At 71.4% G+C, this 18407-nt stretch carries 20 protein-coding genes and 1 pseudogene; 9 read left to right on the top strand and 12 right to left on the bottom strand.

Annotated elements, in window-relative coordinates:
* Positions 1 to 181: 181 nt before the first annotated feature.
* The 3 genes from ACFVXA_RS22555 to ACFVXA_RS22545 form a co-directional block, all read right to left on the bottom strand.
* Positions 182 to 1213 carry a 7-epi-alpha-eudesmol synthase gene (locus ACFVXA_RS22555; RefSeq protein WP_362023855.1) on the bottom strand — a complete coding sequence of 344 codons (1032 nt, stop codon included), beginning with the start codon at positions 1211 to 1213 and terminating at the stop codon, positions 182 to 184.
* Positions 1214 to 1465: 252 nt separating this feature from the next.
* The gene (locus ACFVXA_RS22550; RefSeq protein ID WP_362023858.1) at positions 1466 to 3097 is read right to left on the bottom strand and encodes an amidohydrolase; all 1632 of its coding nucleotides are present in this window, start codon (positions 3095 to 3097) and stop codon (positions 1466 to 1468) included.
* Between the two features lie 12 nt (positions 3098 to 3109).
* Complete coding sequence (locus tag ACFVXA_RS22545) at positions 3110 to 4603, bottom strand: APC family permease (RefSeq protein WP_390026208.1); 1494 nt, start codon at positions 4601 to 4603, stop codon at positions 3110 to 3112.
* Between the two features lie 118 nt (positions 4604 to 4721).
* Here ACFVXA_RS22545 and ACFVXA_RS22540 point away from each other — a divergent pair, with 118 nt between their 5' ends.
* From ACFVXA_RS22540 to ACFVXA_RS22530, 3 genes are all read left to right on the top strand, one after another.
* Positions 4722 to 5444: a TetR/AcrR family transcriptional regulator gene (locus ACFVXA_RS22540; protein ID WP_362023864.1), complete on the top strand. Its 723-nt coding sequence runs from the start codon at positions 4722 to 4724 to the stop codon at positions 5442 to 5444.
* A gap of 113 nt (positions 5445 to 5557) precedes the next feature.
* Positions 5558 to 6019, top strand: coding sequence for a pyridoxamine 5'-phosphate oxidase family protein (locus tag ACFVXA_RS22535; protein WP_383740803.1), 462 nt, complete (start codon positions 5558 to 5560; stop codon positions 6017 to 6019).
* A 78-nt stretch (positions 6020 to 6097) separates the two neighbouring features.
* On the top strand, positions 6098 to 6490 hold the full coding sequence (locus ACFVXA_RS22530; RefSeq protein ID WP_362023870.1) for a VOC family protein: 393 nt from the start codon (positions 6098 to 6100) through the stop codon (positions 6488 to 6490).
* 9 nt (positions 6491 to 6499) lie between these two features.
* Here ACFVXA_RS22530 and ACFVXA_RS22525 read toward each other — a convergent pair whose 3' ends face one another.
* Positions 6500 to 6835 carry a DUF4235 domain-containing protein gene (locus ACFVXA_RS22525; RefSeq protein ID WP_383741004.1) on the bottom strand — a complete coding sequence of 112 codons (336 nt, stop codon included), beginning with the start codon at positions 6833 to 6835 and terminating at the stop codon, positions 6500 to 6502.
* A gap of 48 nt (positions 6836 to 6883) precedes the next feature.
* Positions 6884 to 7900: a glutathione S-transferase family protein gene (locus tag ACFVXA_RS22520; RefSeq protein WP_384021911.1), complete on the bottom strand. Its 1017-nt coding sequence runs from the start codon at positions 7898 to 7900 to the stop codon at positions 6884 to 6886.
* Positions 7901 to 8006: 106 nt separating this feature from the next.
* On the opposite strand from ACFVXA_RS22520, the gene ACFVXA_RS22515 reads away from it, so the two are divergent.
* Positions 8007 to 9026: a cation diffusion facilitator family transporter gene (locus ACFVXA_RS22515; protein WP_390026206.1), complete on the top strand. Its 1020-nt coding sequence runs from the start codon at positions 8007 to 8009 to the stop codon at positions 9024 to 9026.
* 116 nt (positions 9027 to 9142) lie between these two features.
* On the opposite strand, the gene ACFVXA_RS22510 is transcribed toward ACFVXA_RS22515, so the two are convergent.
* Complete coding sequence (locus ACFVXA_RS22510) at positions 9143 to 9586, bottom strand: nitroreductase family deazaflavin-dependent oxidoreductase (RefSeq protein WP_362023880.1); 444 nt, start codon at positions 9584 to 9586, stop codon at positions 9143 to 9145.
* A gap of 191 nt (positions 9587 to 9777) precedes the next feature.
* Here ACFVXA_RS22510 and ACFVXA_RS22505 point away from each other — a divergent pair.
* A pseudogene (locus ACFVXA_RS22505) lies at positions 9778 to 9957 on the top strand (hypothetical protein); the annotation flags it as partial.
* Here the strand turns inward: ACFVXA_RS22505 and ACFVXA_RS22500 are convergent.
* On the bottom strand, positions 9926 to 10387 hold the full coding sequence (locus ACFVXA_RS22500; RefSeq protein ID WP_362023884.1) for a carboxymuconolactone decarboxylase family protein: 462 nt from the start codon (positions 10385 to 10387) through the stop codon (positions 9926 to 9928). The pseudogene ACFVXA_RS22505 and the gene ACFVXA_RS22500 overlap by 32 nt on opposite strands.
* Before the next feature lie 91 nt (positions 10388 to 10478).
* The gene (locus tag ACFVXA_RS22495; RefSeq protein WP_383905547.1) at positions 10479 to 11111 is read right to left on the bottom strand and encodes a LysE family transporter; all 633 of its coding nucleotides are present in this window, start codon (positions 11109 to 11111) and stop codon (positions 10479 to 10481) included.
* A 358-nt stretch (positions 11112 to 11469) separates the two neighbouring features.
* Here ACFVXA_RS22495 and ACFVXA_RS22490 point away from each other — a divergent pair, with 358 nt between their 5' ends.
* The gene (locus tag ACFVXA_RS22490; RefSeq protein ID WP_383740791.1) at positions 11470 to 12687 is read left to right on the top strand and encodes a cytochrome P450; all 1218 of its coding nucleotides are present in this window, start codon (positions 11470 to 11472) and stop codon (positions 12685 to 12687) included.
* 18 nt (positions 12688 to 12705) lie between these two features.
* Entirely contained in the window at positions 12706 to 12900 is a 195-nt protein-coding gene (locus ACFVXA_RS22485; RefSeq protein WP_362024089.1) for a ferredoxin, read from the top strand.
* 21 nt (positions 12901 to 12921) lie between these two features.
* Here the strand turns inward: ACFVXA_RS22485 and ACFVXA_RS22480 are convergent, their stop codons facing one another.
* Both ACFVXA_RS22480 and ACFVXA_RS22475 read right to left on the bottom strand, forming a co-directional pair.
* The gene (locus ACFVXA_RS22480) at positions 12922 to 13080 is read right to left on the bottom strand and encodes a hypothetical protein (protein WP_383905542.1); all 159 of its coding nucleotides are present in this window, start codon (positions 13078 to 13080) and stop codon (positions 12922 to 12924) included.
* Between the two features lie 307 nt (positions 13081 to 13387).
* The gene (locus tag ACFVXA_RS22475; protein WP_390026204.1) at positions 13388 to 13990 is read right to left on the bottom strand and encodes a TetR/AcrR family transcriptional regulator; all 603 of its coding nucleotides are present in this window, start codon (positions 13988 to 13990) and stop codon (positions 13388 to 13390) included.
* 114 nt (positions 13991 to 14104) lie between these two features.
* Here ACFVXA_RS22475 and ACFVXA_RS22470 point away from each other — a divergent pair, with 114 nt between their 5' ends.
* Together ACFVXA_RS22470 and ACFVXA_RS22465 are read left to right on the top strand one after the other, a co-directional pair.
* Positions 14105 to 14563 carry a nuclear transport factor 2 family protein gene (locus ACFVXA_RS22470; RefSeq protein ID WP_362023898.1) on the top strand — a complete coding sequence of 153 codons (459 nt, stop codon included), beginning with the start codon at positions 14105 to 14107 and terminating at the stop codon, positions 14561 to 14563.
* A gap of 169 nt (positions 14564 to 14732) precedes the next feature.
* The gene (locus tag ACFVXA_RS22465; RefSeq protein ID WP_390026202.1) at positions 14733 to 15296 is read left to right on the top strand and encodes a flavoprotein; all 564 of its coding nucleotides are present in this window, start codon (positions 14733 to 14735) and stop codon (positions 15294 to 15296) included.
* Here ACFVXA_RS22465 and ACFVXA_RS22460 read toward each other — a convergent pair.
* Entirely contained in the window at positions 15281 to 17125 is a 1845-nt protein-coding gene (locus tag ACFVXA_RS22460) for a phospholipid carrier-dependent glycosyltransferase (protein WP_390026200.1), read from the bottom strand. The genes ACFVXA_RS22465 and ACFVXA_RS22460 overlap by 16 nt on opposite strands.
* Positions 17126 to 17463: 338 nt before the next feature.
* Complete coding sequence (locus ACFVXA_RS22455; protein ID WP_390026197.1) at positions 17464 to 18396, bottom strand: endo alpha-1,4 polygalactosaminidase; 933 nt, start codon at positions 18394 to 18396, stop codon at positions 17464 to 17466.
* Positions 18397 to 18407 lie beyond the last annotated feature (11 nt).

Below are 18407 nucleotides of genomic sequence, written 5' to 3'. Positions count from 1 at the left end.
GAGCGAGCGTGGGCGGTCCGCGGGGGTGGCGGACCCCGGGGGTGTGAGCGTGCGCGGTCCGCGGGGGAGTGAGCGTGTGTGGACGGCCAGGGTGTGAACGTGTGCGGCTGACGGGGTGTGACCGCCTCCCGTGGGACCGCTGCCGCCCGGCCGGAGTTCCCGGCCGGGCGGCAACCGTCCGTCACACCGCGAGCAGATCGTCCAGCGACCCTTTGCCCGCCAACTCCGCTGTGGCGGCCGGGCCTTCCTTCGACGCGGCGTAGCGGCCCGAGGTGAGGGCCCATTCGTAGTTGCCGTTGATCCAGTGCTGGATCGCCTCCACGCCCATCCGGACCTGGACGCGCTGCTCGGCGCCCAGACCGAGCTGCTCGCACATCTCCGGGACGCGCGCTTCGAGTGCGAGGTACTCCTCGAGGCGTTCCGTGGTCATCCGGTAGGCCTCGGCGGCGGCCTCCTCCCAGCTGAGGCCGCGCTCGCGGTGCAGCACCGCGATCAGGTTGTGCCCGTCTCCTCGACGCTTCTCGCGCTCGAAGGAGTGGATGTCGTTCATGAACCCGATGGTGTCCGCGGCGAGATCCCGCATCCGGACCATCAGCGGATGCGCCTGCACCTGCGGCGGCACCTCGAAGCCCCGGCTGCGCTCACCGGCGTCGATGCTGTGGTGGATGCCGACCGTGCGGCGCCGGAACTCGGCGTACTCCTCCAGGCCGAGCGTGCCCGCCAGGCCCCTGGCCGCGAGGTCGACCTCCTCGGTGTGGGCCACGAGGAAACGTCCCCAGGAGGCGGCGAACCGGGTCCGCCAGGTCAGGGACATGCCATCCGAGAGATGGGCCCAGACCTCCGCCCAGGCGACGGTGATCGGGCACACCACGCGGGGAGTGGTCCCGGCGGGGCGCAGTGGGGTGACGATCAGCTCCCGCGCGACCTCCGCTATGCGGTCCGCGCGGTCGGGCCTGCCCGCGTCGAACTGGTCGTCGAACAGGAAGGCCAGGGAGAACCAGTTCATCAGGACGACCATGTCGTCCGCCGAGGTGTGGGGGTAGGTCCGTGCCGCCGCCTGGGGGAGGTCCCAGGACTGGTACTCCTCGAACCCGGCCTGGCTGCGCACCAGCCCCCTGTCCCACACCCAGCGCAGATGGCGCTCTCGGGCGTACTCCAGGTGTTCGCTGACCGGGGTCGTGAAGGGGAGGTCGAACCTGACGTCCTGCGGCATTCGCGTCCTCTCTTGCGACGATTCACAGGCCCCCGACCCTGTGGGCGGGCGATCGAAGATGACGCCCGCTGACTCGAACTGCTCTGTCTGAGCCGTTAGTTGACGACTCAAGCGCGCTTCGAGACTGCCCAGAGCCTAAACGATCTATGGTGTGACATCTGTAACGCGTGATGCGGGTGTGAAATGGCCGGTGCGTCGCTCAACCCGCCTCGCCGCAGGTGGGGTCGGGTGCGCGGCGCACCGGCGCACCGGTCAGGCGTCGGCCGCCGCGTGCACGCGCTCGCCTCCCACATAGGTGAGGGCGACCTTCGTCTCGCCGATCGCCTCCGGCGGCCCCTCGAACGGGTCGCGATCAAGAACGACCAGATCCGCGAGTGCCCCTTCCCGTACGCTCCCCGTGTCGTCGAGGTGGTTGGCGTACGCCGATCCCGCGGTGTACGCCGTCAGCGCGGCCGTCAGGTCTATGCGCTCTTCGGGCAGGAACACCGGGCCCGGCTCGTCGGGGCTCACACGGTTCACCGCGACATGGATGCCCTGGAGCGGGTCGGGGCTGCTGACCGGCCAGTCGCTGCCCGCCGCGAGCCGCGCCCCGGAGCGCAGCAGCGCCCCGAACGGATACTGCCAGGCGGCCCGTTCGGCGCCGAGGAACGGGATGGTCAGTTCGTCCATCTGCGGCTCGTGCGCGGCCCACAGCGGCTGGATGTTGGCCGTGGCGCCCAGCTGCGCGAAACGCGGCACGTCGGCGGGGTGCACGACCTGGAGGTGGGCCAGGTGCGGCCTGGTGTCGCTCGGGCCGTTCGCCTTCCGCGCCGCCTCGACGGCGTCGAGCGCGTCGCGTACGGCCCGGTCGCCCAGCGCGTGGAAGTGGCACTGGAAGCCGAGGGCGTCCAACTCCGTCACGTACGAGGGGAGTCGGTCCGGGGCGATGAAGCTGGTGCCCCGATTGGCCGTCGCGCAGCCGCACTTGTCGAGGTAGGGGTCGAGGAGGGAGGCGGTGCCGTTCTCGGCGACGCCGTCCAGCATCAGCTTGACGCTGGTCGCCCGGAACCGGCCGTGGCTCAACACGTCCCGCAGTTCGACGAGTTCGGGAATCTGCTCGGCTCCGCGTGCGCGGTCCCACCACAGTGCACCCACCACACGGGCGGTCAGCGAACCGTCGCGGGCCGCCGTCAGATACGCCTCGGACGGATCGTCCATGCCGAGGAACGTTCCGACGAGCGCGTCCTGCCAAGCCGTGATGCCGAGCGTGTGCAGATGCCGTTGAGCGTGCAACAGCGCGGCGAGCCGGTCCGCCGGGGTGGCCGGGGGCGTGATCCGGCCGACGTACTGCATGGCCCCTTCCTGCAGCATGCCGGTGGGCTCGCCCGACGCGTCCCGCTCGAACCGCCCGTCGGCCGGGTCGGGCGTGTCCCGGGTGACGCCCGCCAGTTCCAGGGCGCGACTGTTGACCCAGGCGCCGTGGTGGTCCCGGTTGGGCAGATACACCGGCCGGTCCGGTACGACCGCATCCAGCAGCTCCTTGGTCGGCGTACCGCCCGCGAACGCCTCCATGGACCAGCCGCCGCCCGTGATCCACTCCCGGTCCGGATGCGCGTCCGCGTACGCCCGTACGGCGGCGAGGGTGTCCTCGGCCGTCTTCGCCCCGGTCAGATCGCACTGGCCGAGTTCCAGGCCCGCCGGCACCGGGTGCACGTGCGCGTCCTGGAAGCCGGGCAGGAGCAGCCGTCCGGCCAGGTCGACCACGTCGGTCCCGGGGCCGATCAGGTCGTGCACCTCGGCGTTCCCGACGGCGGTGATCCGGTCGCCCGTGACGGCGACCGCCGTCGCGGTGCGGCCCGCGGGGGTGAGCACCGGGCCACCGGTGAAGAGGAGATCAGCGTGCATGTTTCCGTTTCCTTAGTGGGGTGTGGCCAGGAGTTGGGGCGCGTCGGCGTCGGTGCCGTGTCCGGTACGGAAGTACGGGGACTTGCGCACCCACTTCGCCCAGGCGGCGGCCACGAAACCGGAGACGATCATCAAAGCGGGCGTGAGCAGCAGGAACCACCCGTTGTCCGCGCTGACTTCGAAGTGGTCGGTCGAGGTGTAGAAGGACCAGGCGAGATAGCCGCCGAGGCCGAGCAGCGCCGCCGCGCTCAAGGAGGGGAGCACCACGGCCCGTATCCCCTGCCGCCGGTCCTCGCGCAGCAGGCCACGGAAGCGGACGGCGGCCGCGAGGGCGGTGAGCGCGTAGGACAGGGCGACGACGATGCCGACCGCGTTGACCGTCGCCATGATCATGTCGGCGAGGCGGGGGATCACCAGGGCGAGCGCGGCCACGGCCGTCGCCAGCGCGCCGATCAGCAGCGTTCCGACCGCCGGCGTTCCGTACCGGGCGCTGACCCTGGACCACACGGGCCCGAGCGTACGGTCCCGGCTCATCGCGAACATGCCGCGCGCCGTCGGGATCACCCCGGCCTGGAGGGAGGCGACGGCCGAGAACATCAGAGCCACCAGCGGGAGCGCGGCCAGCGGCTGCGAGGCCAGCCGGTCGCCGAAGTACGCCAGCCCCTGGGCGCCGTGCCCGGCCAACTCCTCCTCGGACAGCACACGCTGGAAGGCGAGGGAACCGAGCAGGAACAGACCCAGCATCGTCACCAGCGTGATGGTCCCGGCCCGCGAGGCGTCCCGCGGATCGCGCACCTCCTCGTTCACGGTGAACGCCGCCTCGAAGCCCCAGTAACAGAACACCGACAGCAGCAGCCCCTGCGCCAGCGCCGACGCCGAGGGGATCGCGAACGGGTCGAACCAGCTCAGGCTGAAGGGGTGCGGCCCGGTGACGATGCCGTACCCGCAGAAGCCCAGCAGGACGACGTACTCGAAGACCAGCAGCCCGCTCTGCAGTCGCGCGGCGGTCTTCACGCCGGTGACCGCGGTGAACGTGACGGCGACGAGGACCAGGATGCCCACCGCGGTCGTCTGCGCGGTGGAGCCCGGGTCGAGCGCGAGGCCCGCCACCCGGTGCAGCCCCGCCTCACCGGCGAGCTGGAGCATCGCCGAACCGGTCACCGCCGTGGTGTACGCGAGAAACGCCACCGTGGCCACGATGTTCACCCAGCCGACCAGGAAACCGAGCCAGGGGGTGAGCGAACGGCCCACCCACACATAGCCGTTGCCCGCATTCGGCTCCACCCGGTTCAGCCGGGAGTAGGCGCCCGCGATCCCGAGGATCGGCAGGAAGGCCAGCAGCATGATCGCGGGCAGGTGCAGCCCGACCACCCCGGCCGTGACCCCGAGGCCGATACCGATGCTGGTGGTCGCCGCCGTGCTCGAAGCGGCGATCGCGACGCCGTCGACGACGCCGAGGGTCTTGCGCAGGGACGGGGGATCCACACCGTACGGCTGCTGGGTCATGGCCTGCTCCGATCGCACCCGGGGCCTGATTCCGGCCCGATGACCGGAAATGAAACTGCCCGGGGCCTTAACAGGTCAACGCCGTTGACATAAGGTGCCCGCACCGGAAGGAGAGCCCATGACGTCCACGAACGACCGCGTCGTCCCGCCCGCCGCCCGGCGGCGCAGGCGCCCCACCAAGACGGGTGTCGTGCTCTCCGAGGAGCTGATCGTCGAGACCGCGCTGCGACTGCTCAGGGAGCACGGCGCCGACGCCCTCACCGTCCGCCGCCTCGGCCTCGCCCTCGGTGCCGACCCCAGCGCCCTGTACCGCTACTTCCGCGACACCGACGACCTGCTGCTCGCCATCGCCGACGAACTCATCGGCCGTACGCTGCGCACCTGGCACCCCACCGGCGACTGGCGCGCGGACCTGCGTGACCTGGGCCTGCGCGTGCACTCCGGCTCCCTCGCGCATCCGCAGGCCGCCGTGCTCAGCTCCTACCGCGTCACGGGCCGCGTCCACGAGATCGAGGCCGTCGAGACGATCATCGGCGTGCTGCGCGGCGCCGGCTTCCCCGACCCCGAGGCCGTACGGATCTACCACGCCTTCGTCGACCAGGCGCTGGCCTTCGCGGCCCTCGACGCGGCGAGCGTCGCCCTCCCGCGGGCCGCGCGCGAGGCGGAAGCGGGCGTGTGGCGGGCGACGTACGCCCGGCTGCCCGCCGACACCCACCCGCACATCGCGGCGACCGCCCGCCACCTGGTCGTGGACATGCGGCGCAGCGCCTATCCGGCCGCGCTCGACATGCTGCTGACCGCGGCGGCGGCGCGGCTCGCGGAGATCGAGGCGGACGGGTAAGTGCGGAGCACCCCCGGGAGCACCCCCGGCCCGGCACACTGAGGGCCGCGCCCACGTCAACCCTGTGGACGATGACCGCTTCCGTACGACGTACCCCAGGAGGTCGCCCGACCATGGCCGCACCCGCCCGCACTCTCAAGCAGCGCAAGCAGGACACCCTTGACCGGCTGGAGAACGACGAAGACGCCTGGGTGTCCACGGCCGGCGACGACGGAGGAACGCCGTATCTGATCCCGCTGTCGTTCCTCTGGAACGGTACGACCCTGCTGCTCGCCACCCCCGCCGCCAGTCCCACGGGCCGGAACCTGCGGGCGACCGGCAAGGCGCGCCTGGGCATCGGGCCGACCCGTGACGTGGTCATCGTGGAAGGCGCCGTGCGGGCGCTGGAACCGGCGGAGCTGCCGGCGGGAGTCGGCGACGCCTTCGCGAAGAAGACCGGCTTCGACCCGCGTGAACTCACCACCGCCTACCTCTATTTCAGCGTCACCCCGCAGCGCGTGCAGGCCTGGCGCGAGGCCAACGAGATCGCCGGGCGCGACCTCATGCGGGACGGGGAGTGGCTCGTGGCCGACTGAATCCGGCGGACGGGGTAACCCGGAGACGCAGCGGGCGGCTGAAGGCCGCCCGCGCCCCGGATCCCGTACGGAGGACACATGGCACTGGTCATGGCAGGCGTCGTGGTGCTGGACTGCGCCGAGCCCGAGAAGCTCGCCGTCTTCTACAAGGAACTGCTCGAAGCCGAGGAGACGGACGCGACCGCGAACCGCGTGGAGATCAAGGGCGCCGACGGCATGCGGATGGCTTTCCGGCGCGACGTGATGGCGACGCCGCCGAGCTGGCCGCGCCCGGAGAACTCCCTCCAGGCCCACATAGACTTCCATGTGGCCGACCTGGACGAGGCGGAGCGCCGGGTCGTCGGCCTCGGCGGACGGCCGCTCGACACCAAGGACGCGTCGGGCCCGTACGAGGAGCGCGGTTACGCCGACCCCGCCGGGCACTCCTTCACGCTGCGCCTCATCCCGCCGACGGCGCCCAAGCAGGGCTGACCCCGGCGCTCAGTCCCGGCCGCCCTTGTCCGAGGACGGCCACACCCCCGTAGAACGCTCGATGGCCTTGGCTCCCGTACGGTCCACCGCGCTGCGCACGACGGCGAAGAGGGCGCCCTGGATGGCCGCGGCGATCAGCACCTCGCCCCAGCCGCGGTCCTTGTCCAGGGCGTCGGGCGCGTCCTCCTCATGACGTATCGCCATCCACGTCTTCTGGAAGGCGAGCCCGGCGAGTGAACCGCTCGCCCAGCCCAGCACGAAGCCGACGGGCTTGTAGGCGAGGGGGAGCTTGAGCTTCTTCTGCTTCTTGGACACGTGGTCTCCTCTGCTTGTCCGGTCCGGCATGGTCAAGGGGCCGGTCCCGGTGGGTCCCGGCCGTCCGCTGACCGGCGGTCAGGGGTGCCCGCGCGCCGGAACCCGCTCACCCTCGGGCACCGGGCCCGGGGCGGTCCCGTCGCCGAACGGCCGGCCGCCCAGCTGCTCGCGGTGATGGGGCGTCAGCCAGCCGGACAGATCCGGTCCGAGAGGCACGATGCCGGTCGGATTGACGCCCGTGTGCACCTGGTAGTAGTGCCGCTTGATGTGGTCGAAGTCGACGGTGTCACCGAATCCCGGTGTCTGGTAGAGGTCGCGGACGTACGCCCACAGCACCTGGTTCTCCGTCAGCTTCCAGCGGTTGCACTTGAAGTGGCCGTGATAGACGGCGTCGAAGCGGACGAGCGTGGTGAACAGCCGGATGTCCGCCTCGGTGATCGAGTCGCCGACCAGATAGCGCTGCTCCGCGAGCCGCTCGGCCAGCAGCTCCAGACGACGGAAGACGCCCGCACAGGCCCGCGTGTACTCCTCCTGGTGCGCGGCGAAGCCCGCTCGGTACACGCCGTTGTTGACGTCCTCGTAGACGTCCTCCATCACCTCGTCGATCTCGTCGCGCAGCGGGCGCGGGTAGAGGTCCGGGGCGCCGTCCCGGTGCAGGGCCGTCCACTCGGTGGCCAGGTCGAGCGTGATCCGCTGGTAGTCGTTGGTGACCAGCTTCCCGCTGGGCACGTCGACGATCGCGGGCACGCTGACGCCGCCGGGGTGGCCCGGCTCCCGCGCCTCGTACGCCTCGGCGAGGAAGCGGATGCCGAGCACCGGGTCACGGCCGTCCGGGTCCAGGGTGAACCGCCAGCTGCGGTCGTCCTGGATCGGATCCGTGATCGCCAGGGACAGGGCGTCTTCCAGGCCGAGCAGCCGCCGGGAGATCACCGCGCGGCTCGCCCAGGGGCAGGCGCGGCTGACGACCAGCCGGTAGCGCCCCGCGTCCACCGGCCAACCGTCGCGGCCGTCCGCCGTGACGCGGTCCGTGAAGTGGCTCTTGGACCGTTTGAAGGCCTTCTTTCCGTACGTGGCGTTTCCCTCGCCCTCGCTCATGACGCCTCGCTTTCCTGGTGTGCCCTTACCCGAGTGCCCTAAGAGCGGCCCCCGATTCCCGCCGTCTGCCCGGTGTGAGGAGGGCGGACCTGGGAAACCGGCCGGTGTGAGCAGCGACGAGACGGATGCGAGCAGCGACGAGACGGACCGGCCCAGCGGGTCGGACCGCAAGACCCGCGTCACCGTACTGGTGGCCCTGGGAGCCAATCTGGTGATCGCCGTGGCCAAGGCGATCGGGGGCCTGATCGCGGGCTCGCCGGCCCTCCTCTCGGAGGCGGCGCACTCCGTGGCCGACAGCTTGAACGAGGTGTTCCTCCTCGCAGCGCTGCGCCGCAGCCGCCGTCCCGCTGACCGCAGGCATCCGTTCGGCTACGGCAAGGAACGGTTCTTCTGGTCCCTGCTCGCGGCCGTCGGCATCTTCGTCATGGGCGGCTGCTTCTCCTTCTTCCAGGGCTTCGAGGCCCTCAGGAACGGTGCCGACGAGTCGTTCAGCGGCTATGTGGTCGGGCTCGTCGTCCTCGCGGTGGCCCTGCTGGCGGAGGGTGTGTCCCTGCTGCGCGCGCTCCACCAGGTGCGTCAGCAGGGCGGCGGGGCCGGGATGCGGGATCCCGCGCTGCGCACGGTCGTCGCCGAGGACGGTACGGCGGTGCTCGGCGTGACCCTGGCGATCGCCGGCATGGCGCTCCACATGGCCACGGGCCAGGTCGTGTGGGAGGCCTCCGCCTCCCTCGGCATCGGTGTGCTGCTGGTGTACGTCGCCTACCGGCTGGGCCGTGACGCGCGCGACCAGCTGATCGGGCAGGCCACCGACGAGAAGCAGAGCCTCAGGATGCGTGCCCTGCTGGAGGCGCAGCCCGAGATCGACAGCGTCGAGGCGCTCCTCACCATGCAGCTGGGACTCGACTCGACGCTGGTGGCCGCCCGCATCGACCTCGTCCCCGGCCTCGACAGCGAGGAGGTCGAGGACGTCGCCGTCCGCATCAAGCGCTCCCTCGCCCACACCTTCCCGGAGGCCGCCCAGATCTTCCTCGACGTGACCGACGCGCGCACCACGCGGGAGGCCGCACGAGGCGACGCTGCGGCAGCAGGCAGCCCCGCCGCGACGGGGGAGCGCGGCGGGGCCTGAGGCTCGGGTGCCCAGGGGGCGACGGGTGATGCGCCCGGAACCCCGGAAAATTCCGGTGACCCACAGCGGGTGGCCCGTACCGGCAGGCCGGTACGGGCCACAGTCGTGGGCGCCGGTCAGTCGGTCGGTTCCAGCACGAAGACGGGGATCTCGCGGTCGGTCTTCTTCTGGTAGTCGGCGTACGGGGGATACGCGGCGACCGCGCGCTCCCACCACTGGGCCTTCTCGTCGCCCGTGATCTCACGGGCCGTGAAAGCGCGGCGCTCCGGGCCGTCCTGGAGCTCCACGTGCGGGTCGGACTTGATGTTGAAGTACCAGACGGGGTGCTTGGGGGCGCCGCCCAGCGAGGCGACGACCGCGTAGCGGCCGTCGTGCTCGACGCGCATCAGCGGCGTCTTGCGGATCTTGCCGCTCTTGGCACCGCGGGTCGTGAGAATGATGACGGGCATGCCCGTGTCCATCAGGGTCGTCCCCTTGGTGCCACCGGAGCTCTCGTACAGCTCCACCTGGTCGCGCACCCACTGCGTCGGGCTGGGTTCGTACTCGCCCTCAAGAGGCATGACTTCCGTCCCATCTTCGCGTCGTACCGGACCTGTCTCGGCACGATTCAACACCAGCGCGGACGCGAATCTTCCGCGCCGTCAGTTCGCGTCGTACGCAGGTCCGTCACCGCCGCCGGCGACCCCGAGCGCATCGCCGAACTCCCCGCCGAGGGCAGCGGACGCAAGCCGGCCGCACCATGGTGCTCGCCACGGCCGCGGCGACCGGGCGCGCCTGTCGCGCCCGGTTCGCCCCGCACCCGACGGTCGAGGACGGTCTCGTCGTACGGCATCCCGGGTACGAGGACGGTCTGACCGTGGCCCGCGCGTTCCCACCCGAAAGCGGCTCGGACCGTGCGCTCAGCCCCAGGTGGCGCCCGCCGGCTCCTTGATCGTGGCGTTGAGCCGGTTGAAGAAGTTCGTCGTGGCGATCCAGAGGATGAGCGCGGCGAGCTGTTGCTCGTCGTAGTGGTCGGCGACCTCGTCCCACACCTCGTCGGAGACCGCGTCGCCGGAGCGGTCGTTCAACCGGGTCATCTCCTCGGCCAGCGCCAGCGCCGCCCGCTCGGCGTCCGAGTAGAACGGCGCCTCGCGCCAGGCCGCGACGGACCACAGACGCTCGTCCGTCAGGCCCGCCTTCTGGCCGCCCCGCGCACCGGCGTCGACACAGGCGCTGCACCCGTTGATCTGGCTCGCCCGCAGGTGCACGAGCTCCAGCGTCTGCTGCGGGACACCGCCCTTGGAGGTGGCCTTGTACAGCCCCTGGATCGACTCCATGGCCCCAGGAAGGATCATCGCCGGGTTCTTCATCCGTGCCTGCATGACGTTCTCCTCATCGGTTCGCGGCGTTCTTGCGCCGTCACTGCACTGACGGAGCCCGGCGGGGAAATGTGACAGGAGGTCTCGCCCGCTCTCATCGCGGCGCCACGAGCATCCGGACGGCCAGCGCCATGATCACGGCGCTCGACACGAGCGCGGTCACCAGCCGGCCCCGGCGCCCCGTCAGGGCCCGGCCGAGCAGCGCACCGCCCCCGGCGAGCAGGAGTTGCCAGCTCGCGGACGCGGCGAACGCGGCGAGGACGAACACGCCCTGCTCCAGAGGGCTCACGCCCTCGGCGGTATGGCTGCCGAGCACCAGCGCGGCGAAGTAGACCACCGTGGTGGGGTTGAGCAGGGTGATCCCCAGCAGCGCCAGATAGGCGTGCCCGGGGCGCGAGGGGTCCCGCCCGGAACGGCTGGTGAGCCCTTCCTCGCGATAGTGGCGGTACGCGCTGACCGCGCTCCGGATCGCCAGCGCGGCCAGCACCAGCCCCGAGGCCCAGCGCAGCGGGAGCAGAACCGGCTGCAGCGTGGCCGCGAGCGCGCTGCCGCCGACCGCGGCGACCAGGGCGTACAGTCCGTCGGCGGTCGCGACACCCAGCGCGGCGCAGCAGCCGATCCGCAGGGACGTACGAGCGGTGAGGGAGACGAGGAGGGTCGCGACCGCTCCGACGGGCAGGGCGATGCCATAGCCCGCGAGCAGCCCCGCGACCAGCGCGGCGGTCACGACCGGGGAAGCGTCGGCCTCCGCGGTCGGCCGGGCTGCTGCCGGCCCCGCACCGGACGAGCGGCGGCGGAGGTCGGCGGCAGAAAGGCTTCGATCGTGGACATGGACAGATCCTGGGGCCACCGGATTTGCCCACGCAATCGAATTATCCGAGAGCTACTCTGGAAGAGATCAAGCCATGTGCGCCGCCACCAGGGCGACGACACACATGGGAAACCCGAGGAACTCGGCGGCGGTCCCCCCACGCTTCGGCCAGATCGAGCGTCCGGCGCATCTGGCCGAACTTTGTGTGGCCGTTTAGGTGCCTGGGGCATCTAATGAAGATCGGCAAGAGGGAACCAGCGCTTGCGAGGTCACGATGACAGAACCCCTCACGACAGAACCCCCCACCACGGAACCGATTGCCTTCCCCCAGGACCGGACGTGTCCCTACCACCCGCCGACCGCCTACGACCCGCTGCGCGAGGCGCGCCCGCTGTCGCGAATCTCCCTGTTCGACGGGCGCGCGGTGTGGGTGGTCACCGGCCACGCCACCGCCCGTGAACTTCTCTCCGACCCACGCCTGTCGTCGGACCGCACCCTGCCGTCCTTCCCGGCGACCACGGCGCGGTTCGCGGCGGTCCGCAATCGTCGTGTCGCGCTGCTCGGACTCGACGACCCCGAGCACAACACCCAGCGCCGCATGCTCGTCCCGAGCTTCACGGTCAAGCGGGTCGCCTCGCTGCGCCCGCGCATCCAGGAGACCGTCGACCGGCTCCTGGACCGGATGGCCGAACAGGGCCCGCCGGCCGACCTGGTGACCGCCTTCGCGCTGCCCGTGCCCTCCATGGTGATCTGCGCCCTGCTCGGCGTCCCCTACGCCGACCACGACTTCTTCGAAGAGCAGTCCCGCAGGCTGCTGCGCGGCCCTGCCGTGGCCGACGTCGAGAAGGCGCGTGACCGGCTGGACGCGTACTTCGGCTCCTTGATCGACCGCAAGCTGCGGGAGCCGGGCGAAGGTCTGCTCGACGAGCTCATCCACGATCGGCTGCGCGAGGGCGCGATCGACCGCGAGGAGGTGATCGCGCTGGCGACGATCCTGCTCGTCGCCGGGCACGAGACGACGGCGAACATGATCTCGCTCGGTACGTTCACCCTGCTGAGGCATCCGGAACAGCTGGCCGAACTGCGGGCCGAGCCGACCCTGATGCCCGCCGCCGTCGAGGAGCTGCTGCGCTTCCTCTCCATCGCGGACGGACTGATGCGGGTCGCCACCGAGGACATCGAGGTGGCCGGCAGGACGATCCACGCCGGCGAGGGCGTGATCTTCTCCACCTCCGTCATCAACCGCGACGGGCACACATTTTCCGAACCGGATGCCCTGGACTGGCACCGCTCCGCCCGCCACCACGTCGCGTTCGGCTTCGGCATCCACCAGTGCCTCGGCCAGAACCTCGCCCGTGCCGAGATGGAGATCGCACTGCTGTCCCTCTTCGACCGGTTCCCCGGGTTGCGGCTCGCCGCACCGGTCGACGACATCCCCTTCAAACCCGGAGACACGATCCAGGGAATGCTGGAACTCCCTGTGACCTGGTAAGAGGCTGCGGACATGAGCATCCACATCTCCATCGACAAGGACGTCTGCATCGGCGCGGGCCAGTGCGCCCTCACCGCCCCGGGCGTCTTCACCCAGGACGACGACGGATTCAGCGAGCTGCTGCCAGGCCGCGAGGACGGCGGCGGCGACCCGATGGTGCGGGAGGCGGCCCGGGCCTGCCCGGTGGGCGCCATCACCGTGTCCGAGACCTGAAAGATCTCCCCGAGCTGAAGGTCACTCCTCCAGGACCGCCAGATCGAGGCGGTGCGGGTCTACGGGGTCGGCGATCACCTCGTACGCCGTGATCCGCTCGCCCTCGACCGTGAGGGTGAGGGCGAGGGCGACGGCGAGGGCGATGCGGGGTCGGCCGCGTGGGGCGACGGCCGGCCCCACGTTTCCGTCGACCAGCGCCGGCGCGCCAGTGCCAGTGCCAGTGCCGCGTGGCGCGACCGTTCCCGCGGGGAGGACCGTCCCCTGTGCCACGGCCCGCGCGCCGCGGGCATCCGCCGCCCTGCCCACCGGCACGGCGGCGGGGCACCTGGCGGGTTTCCAGGGGTTTGCGGCTCGCGGCGACTTCGCGCGCGGTGACGCGGGCGGGGTGGATGGCGTGGGCGGCGGTGACGGCGCTCGCCGTCTGAGTGCTGCTCGGAGCCACCCGAGCGGCCGGGGTGGGCTGAGCGGCTGCCCTGTCGCCGGGCTTCTATCGCCGGGCTTCCACCAGCACGCGCGCCGCCTCGGCCGCCTGCTCGGCAGGCGCGGTGCTCCGCGTGATACCGGCGGTGACCATGGCGCCCTCGGCCAGCAGATACAGCTGGTCCGCGAGCGGGTCCGGAAGGCCGGCGTCGGCCACGAGGCCCCCCAGATAGTCCCGGAACGCCCTTTTGTGGGCGCCGACTTGGGCGCTCACGCGGGGCGAGGTGGCGCCGAGCTCTCCGTAGGAGTTGATCCAGGCGCACCCTCGGAAGCCGGGCTCCGCGAACCACTGCCGAAGCCAGGCGAAGACCGCCAGAATCCGCTCCTGAGCCTCCTCGTACCGGTCGACGTGCTCGGCCAGCCGCTGCCGCCAGCGGACGTCGCGCCGCTCCAGGTACGCCTCGACGAGCTGCTCCTTGGCGGGGAACAGCTGGTAGAGCCGCTTGAGCGAGACGCCGGACGCACCGCGGATGTCGTCCATGCCGACGGCCTGGATACCGCGGCCGTAGAACAGCTCCTCCGCCGCGTCGAGCGCCTGCTCACGGGTGACGGCGATGGCCTGCTCCCGAGCGGCAAGGGCCTGTTCCCGGGCGGCGGCTGCGCTGGTCATGAGGGAGGACTCCTTGGGCTCCTTGACTCGAGAACGGTCGTTCTCTACGTTAGCAGTGGCGAGCGAGAACGCACGTTCTCTCCGCTGTGAGCAGCTCGAGAGCGAGGACTCCCCATGACCGACCGCCCGCCCCTGCCCCCCTTCACCCGCGAGACCGCGGCCCAGAAGGTCCAGGCCGCCGAGGACGCCTGGAACACCCGCGATCCCCACAAGGTCTCGCTCGCCTACTCCGAGGACTCGGTCTGGCGCAACCGCGACACCTTCGTGACCGGCCGCGCCCAGATCGTGGAGCTCCTGACCGCGAAATGGGCGCGCGAGCACGAGTACGCCCTGCGCAAGGACCTCTGGGCCTTCGACGGCAACCGCATCGCCGTCCGTTTCCAGTACGAGTCGCGCGACTCCGACGGCCAGTGGTGGCGGTCGTACGGCAATGAGCTCTGGGAGTTCGACGCGCACGGTCTGATGACCCGCCGCGAGGCGAGCATCAACGACGTGCCGATCGAGGAGAAGGAGCGCCGCATCCTCGGCCCCCGCCCGGAGGCGGAGCGCGGGGACTCCTTCCCGATCCGGTAGCGGTCCCGCACTCGGTCCCGCATTCCGTGGAGGTCCCGCATTCGGTAGAGGGCCGGACTCGGCACAAGCCCCGGACTCGGCACAAGCCCCGGACTCGGCACAAGCCCCGGATCCGGCAGACGTCTGGGATCCCGCAGAACTGCTCCCGTCCGTTCATTAGGGTTCCCGGGTGAGTGCACACGCGGAAAAGTCCCCCAAGCCCTTCCTCTACGTGGTCGTCTGCGCGGCCGGCATCGCTGAGGACATCAGCGAACTGATCACCGCGGCGCAGGAGCGGGACTGGGAGGTCGGTGTCATCGCGACCCCCCAGGGCCTCGGCTTCATCGACGCGAGGGCCGTCGAGGCACAGACCGGCCGCCCGATCCGGTCCGCCTGGCGCTCCCCGGGGGACCCGCGCCCTTTCCCGGCGCCGGACGCGGTGGCCGTCGCACCGGCCACCTTCAACACCGTCAACAAGTGGGCGGCCGGCATATCCGACACCCTCGCCCTGGGAACCCTGTGCGAGGCGTACGGCCTCGGTGTCCCGATCGCCGTACTGCCGTGCGTGAACGAAGCATTGGCGGCGCACCCCGCGTATCGCGCGAGCGTCGAGCGACTGCGCGGGATGGGCGTCCGGTTCGGGGACCCGTACGGCGGTGGGGGACAAGGGGACGGCGGACGACCGGAGTTCGGCTGGGAGCGGGTTCTGGACCTGCTCACCCCGGGGCCGGTGCCCCGTCAGGACCGCCGGTAGATCGTGATCGAGTGGCCGACGTCGTCGATCGGCGTGCTGGTGGCGAGCAGCGCGGCGAGGCGGTCGTCGGCCTTGGCGATCGAGGTGTCGGACACGGCGAGCAGCCCGTGCACCTCGCTCGCCGGCGCCTTGCGCGGATCGGCCGCGTCGATGCCGTAGTACGACGGCACACCGGCGCCCTTGTAGACGAGCCAGACCTTCTCGCCCGGGTGGTCCCGGTGCAGGCGGTCGGCGAGGCGGCCCAGGTCCTGACCCCAGTCGACGTTCGAGTCGTGCAGCCGCAGACGGGTCTTCGACGGGCCGCCGAACGCCTCGTTCCCGTACGGCAGGTAGTACGGGAAGGTCCGCAGCGAGCTCACGGCGACGAACAGGACCAGCGCGGCCGCGGCGAGGTGGGCCCAGCGTCGCCGGAAGGTGACGACGCAGGCGGCCGCGACCGCCAGGAAGACCGGTACGAACAGGGCGTAGCGCACGCCGAGATCGCGCGAGCCGTTCATGGCCGCGGCCAGCAGCAGCGCCGGGGGGACCAGGACGTACGGGGCGGCGGGCCGCAGCCGGGGCACGGCGACCATCGCGACCGCACCGGCGAGCCACAGCGCCATCATGCCGAGCGGGGTCTTCACCGCCAGCGCGGCCGGAAGGTAGTACCAGAGCGCGCCGTGATAGAGCCTGCCGAACAGGAAGCCCTGCCAGGTCGCGTTCTCGAAGCCGAACTGGACGCGCATCCCGTCCCGGTACGGCTGCGGGAAGGGCAGCCCGTCGACGAGCAGCCCGCGCAGACCATGGACGGCCGGGAGGTTCGCGGGCGCCGTCCACCGCAGCTGCGGGTCGACAGCCAGGTACGTGGCCCACACCACGGCGACGGCCACCAGCGCCATCCCGGTCGCGGCCGCCGCGCCGAGCCCGAGGAGCCGTGCCTTTTGGGACGTGGTGAGAGGCTGTGCCGCCAGGGGCGAGCCCGGGGGCGGCACTTCCGTGGGTGTGGTGAGGGGCTCTGCCGCCCCGATGGGCGTGGTGAGGGGCCCTGCTTGCGTGGGCGTGGTGAGGGTCCGCGTCCCCTCGGGCGTGGTGAGGGGCCGCGCTTTCGCGGGAGCGACGAGTCCTCGGGCGTGCCCCACGGACACCACCGCCAGGAGCATCAGCACCGGAACGGCCGGCAGCGTGCTCATCTTCGTGGCCACCGCCGCCCCGAGCGCGACCCCGGCGAGCGGCAGGTGGAGGAGCGGGCGGCGCCGGGCCCGCCACACCAGCCACACCGACGTCAGCAGGAAACCGGACGCCGGTACGTCGAGCGTGGCCAGCGAGCCGTGCGCGATGACGTCGGGCGAGAACGTGTACAGGGCGAGCGCCACCAACCCGCCAACGGGACCGACGAGTTCGCGGGCGAAGGCGAGGACGACCAGACCGAACAGCAGCGTGCAGACGATCACCGGCAGCCGCGCCCACAGCATCACCCGCCCGGGATCGTTGCCCGACTCGTACAGCAGCCGCCGGCCGAGCGCCGTCTGGTCACCCTGGAAGTCGGCGGCCAGGTGGGGGTGGGCGGCCACCAGCCCGCTCGCGATGATCAGCTTGCCCAGCGGGGGATGCTCGGGGTTGTAGCGCAGGCTGTGCTGCTGGACGTAGACCACCGCCGTGCCCGCGTACACGGGTTCGTCGATCGTCGGCGTCTGCTCGACGGCCGCCGTGACCATCGCCACCGCCATCTGCGCCAGCAGCGCGACCACGGCCAGCGGGAACAGCCACCGCCGATTCCGCCGCAGCAGCTCAAGGCTCCTCGGCGGCTCCGCGCTGCTCATCGGCACCCGGTCCCCGTGCCTGCTGGCCATGAATGTCGGCATGCCCTTTGTTACGTCCGCTCCGTACGCCTGTGCTCATCCAGCGGCACCCGGCTTCGCAGCGAGTATGCACGCCGCCGGTCCGGTTCCCGCGCCGGAAGGCCGGGCGTGCCGCAGCATCGCGTCGGCAGGCATCCCTCCGCCCGAGCCGCCGGCCCCGATGCGCGCCGCCGTCGCCGGCGGCGAGGACCGGGCGGCGACCACGCCGGCGAGCAGGCCGCGGCCCGCGATCGCGGAAGCCCTCATTGTGGAAGTCCGCATCGCGGAAGTCCTCGTCCCGGAAGTCCTCGTGGCGGAAGTCCTCGTGGCGGAGGCCATCACGCCTCCCGTCAGCGGGTCCTGCGGACGTAGTCCGCGCTGCCGGGCACCGACACCATCACGTCCCGGCGTACGATGCTCAGCCGGCCGCCGAAGCCCGAACGGGCCTTGCGCAGACCGCTGTCGGTGTACTCGATCACGAGCACCCGATCGTGGAACGCCTTCGCGTACGTTCCGCACTCGTCGTATTCGCCGCACTCCTCCGCCACCGCGAAGTCGAGCCCCGTCCGGGTCCTGAGTCCCGCCAGCTCCGCGGTGTTCTTCTGGCCGATGGCCAGATGCCGGGCGTGGGCGTGCGCCGAGAGCAGGGTGATGAACGCCGTGGCGTCGTCGGCGGTCAGCAGGTGCCGGGAGCGCGTGTAGCTGTCGTAGTTGTCCGGCTCGACCGCGTCGAAGCCCTTGTCGGCGCAGCCGTCGATCCACCGGTTGACGCGCGCGGCCACCCGCTGGCGCTTGGCCGGCGTACGGATGTCGAGCAGCGCCTCGCCCCAGTCGCGGTCCATGACGACCTTGCCCCGCGCGTCCCGCAGCAACAGGTCGGCGGGCCACTTCGTCCGCTCGTCGGGCTGGGCCTGGAAGGCGTTGACGTAGCAGATGTTGTAGAGGCCGGGCGCGGGGGACGCCGCACGGTCTCGGCTGACGATGCGGACGCCGGAGGGCGGGGGATAGGCGCCACCGATCTGGTAGTCGAAACCCGCGTGAAGCGGTGGGAGTTCGACGGCCGTGGGAGGGCGTTGCCGCGGGGTCTCCTGCGTCGCCTGCGGCTTCGACGTCTCCCGCGGCTTCGGCTTCTCGTGCGTCTTCGGCGTCTTCTGCGTCTTGTGCGTTCTCGGCGGCGCGGCGCTCGTGTCCTGGTCCGTGCCGCAGCCGGCAAGGGCCAGGGCGGCCACCAAGGCGGCGATCGGCCCCAGAGCTCCGACGCGGGAAACACGCTTGACGGGCATGTCCGCTCCAT

Source organism: Streptomyces sp. NPDC058246 (genome assembly GCF_042881985.1).
GTDB lineage: Bacteria > Actinomycetota > Actinomycetes > Streptomycetales > Streptomycetaceae > Streptomyces.
Note: the sequence above shows the minus strand (reverse complement) of the source record. Positions and strands in the feature narration are given on the sequence as shown.

Excerpts from the sequence above, each read along its gene's own strand:
- ACFVXA_RS22555 (WP_362023855.1), bottom strand. The coding sequence starts at position 1,213 with ATGCCGCAGGACGTCAGGTTCGACCTCCCCTTCACGACCCCGGTCAGC.
- ACFVXA_RS22550 (WP_362023858.1), bottom strand. The coding sequence starts at position 3,097 with ATGCACGCTGATCTCCTCTTCACCGGTGGCCCGGTGCTCACCCCCGCG.
- ACFVXA_RS22545 (WP_390026208.1), bottom strand. The coding sequence starts at position 4,603 with ATGACCCAGCAGCCGTACGGTGTGGATCCCCCGTCCCTGCGCAAGACC.
- ACFVXA_RS22540 (WP_362023864.1), top strand. The coding sequence starts at position 4,722 with ATGACGTCCACGAACGACCGCGTCGTCCCGCCCGCCGCCCGGCGGCGC.
- ACFVXA_RS22535 (WP_383740803.1), top strand. The coding sequence starts at position 5,558 with ATGGCCGCACCCGCCCGCACTCTCAAGCAGCGCAAGCAGGACACCCTT.
- ACFVXA_RS22530 (WP_362023870.1), top strand. The coding sequence starts at position 6,098 with ATGGCACTGGTCATGGCAGGCGTCGTGGTGCTGGACTGCGCCGAGCCC.
- ACFVXA_RS22525 (WP_383741004.1), bottom strand. The coding sequence starts at position 6,835 with ATGCCGGACCGGACAAGCAGAGGAGACCACGTGTCCAAGAAGCAGAAG.
- ACFVXA_RS22520 (WP_384021911.1), bottom strand. The coding sequence starts at position 7,900 with ATGAGCGAGGGCGAGGGAAACGCCACGTACGGAAAGAAGGCCTTCAAA.
- ACFVXA_RS22510 (WP_362023880.1), bottom strand. The coding sequence starts at position 9,586 with ATGCCTCTTGAGGGCGAGTACGAACCCAGCCCGACGCAGTGGGTGCGC.
- ACFVXA_RS22500 (WP_362023884.1), bottom strand. The coding sequence starts at position 10,387 with ATGCAGGCACGGATGAAGAACCCGGCGATGATCCTTCCTGGGGCCATG.
- ACFVXA_RS22490 (WP_383740791.1), top strand. The coding sequence starts at position 11,470 with ATGACAGAACCCCTCACGACAGAACCCCCCACCACGGAACCGATTGCC.
- ACFVXA_RS22475 (WP_390026204.1), bottom strand. The coding sequence starts at position 13,990 with ATGACCAGCGCAGCCGCCGCCCGGGAACAGGCCCTTGCCGCTCGGGAG.
- ACFVXA_RS22470 (WP_362023898.1), top strand. The coding sequence starts at position 14,105 with ATGACCGACCGCCCGCCCCTGCCCCCCTTCACCCGCGAGACCGCGGCC.
- ACFVXA_RS22460 (WP_390026200.1), bottom strand. The coding sequence starts at position 17,125 with ATGGCCAGCAGGCACGGGGACCGGGTGCCGATGAGCAGCGCGGAGCCG.
- ACFVXA_RS22455 (WP_390026197.1), bottom strand. The coding sequence starts at position 18,396 with ATGCCCGTCAAGCGTGTTTCCCGCGTCGGAGCTCTGGGGCCGATCGCC.